We start from the raw sequence: 1,447 nt of genomic DNA, 5'->3' as shown, positions 1-1,447 counted from the left end.
CAATTACAGCAGGTTACCACCTTAATTTATTGTCTGAATATCGGGGTCCACTATAGTTGGGTCGTTCCTAATGCGAACTTAAGTGTCCCGCCCACCTCAGTTACTTTATTTGGTTTAGGTCTCGCGGACTGTAATTAGTAAACGTAAAGTTAAGGCGAGCCTTATAAGCTAACTTTGCTTAATAAGAGGCGGATTCAACTCTGAAGTGCAACTTTTGTAAGTGAATTTAGGTGGCGAGCTGCGTTAATATCGGAGCCACTTAAACGACCAAGTAAAAGGAGCACAGATGAAGAAATATAAGCAGCTCACCAGCGGGCAACGATATCAGATTTATGGGTTGAAACAAGCGGGTTTGAATCAAACTCGGATTGCCCAAAAGATTGGCGTGGACAAGTCGACGATTTCACGAGAGTTTAGGCGAAACAAAGGTCAACGCGGCTGGCGACCAAAGCAGGCGCAATCGTTATGTGATGAGCGCAAGCAAGCCTGTATCAATGGCAAGCAATTTTCATCGGATAGTTGGGCGGAAGTCGATAGGTTGATCCGGGAAGACCTCAGCCTAGAACAAGTCGCCAACCGGCTTGAGTTGGAAAACGAATTGCAGATCAGCCATGAGATCATCTACCAACACATTTACGCGGACAAACAAAATAGTGGAGGCCTGCACCAACATTTGTGCAGCCAGAAACCACGCCGCAAGCGTTATGCGAGCGGGCAAGAGCGGCGAGGCATGATCAAGAACCGTGTCAGCATTGATGAACGTCCGGAAATCGTTGACCAAAAGACGCGCATGGGCGATTGGGAGGGTGATACCGTCATCGGCAAGAATCACAAAGGTGGGCTGGTTACACTGGCTGAAAGGAAGTCGCGCTATGTGTTGGCGGGGCACATACGCAGCAAACATGCCGAGGGTGTAACGGCTGTGACAACGAGTTTGCTGAGTCCCCATAAAAACACATGCCACACCATTACATTCGATAACGGCAAAGAGTTTGCGGGACATGAAAGCATCGCAGCAGAACTACAGGCTTTGATCTATTTCGCGCATCCATACAGTTCCTGGGAGCAAGGTCTGAACGAGAACAGTAATGGGTTATTCCGGCAGTACTTCCCCAAAGGCATGGAGTTGACTGACGTTACCGAGGAGCAAGTGCAGCGAGTGGTAGAACGATTCAACCACCGGCCACGCAAAGTGCTGGGTTTCAGGTCACCGCATGAAGTATTATTTGGGGTGGAGATACGCTACACCAAGCCATCATTAGCTGTTGCACTTCGAAGTTGAATCCGCCGTTTATGGTGAACTACACTAGTTACACCCAAATAATTTTTTGCAGCAAATTAACTCAAGATAAAAACTACCGAAAGTAGTCGCATGAAGACCACAAATTCCCTGTGTCAACGCTAAATAGAAATGTCCGGTTTTCTGCAAAATAGAAATGTCCGGTTT

1 protein-coding gene is annotated in these 1,447 nt (G+C 47.4%); it reads left to right on the top strand.

What is annotated here, in order from left to right; translation table 11 throughout:
* Positions 1 to 286 precede the first annotated feature (286 nt).
* Entirely contained in the window at positions 287 to 1,282 is a 996-nt protein-coding gene (locus tag MJ768_RS13415) for an IS30 family transposase (protein ID WP_239292439.1), read from the top strand.
* Positions 1,283 to 1,447 lie beyond the last annotated feature (165 nt).

Source organism: Candidatus Nitrotoga sp. 1052, assembly GCF_927312905.1.
GTDB lineage: Bacteria > Pseudomonadota > Gammaproteobacteria > Burkholderiales > Gallionellaceae > Nitrotoga.
The sequence above is the reverse complement of the archived record's forward strand: the minus strand, read 5'-3'. Positions and strand labels throughout refer to the sequence as shown.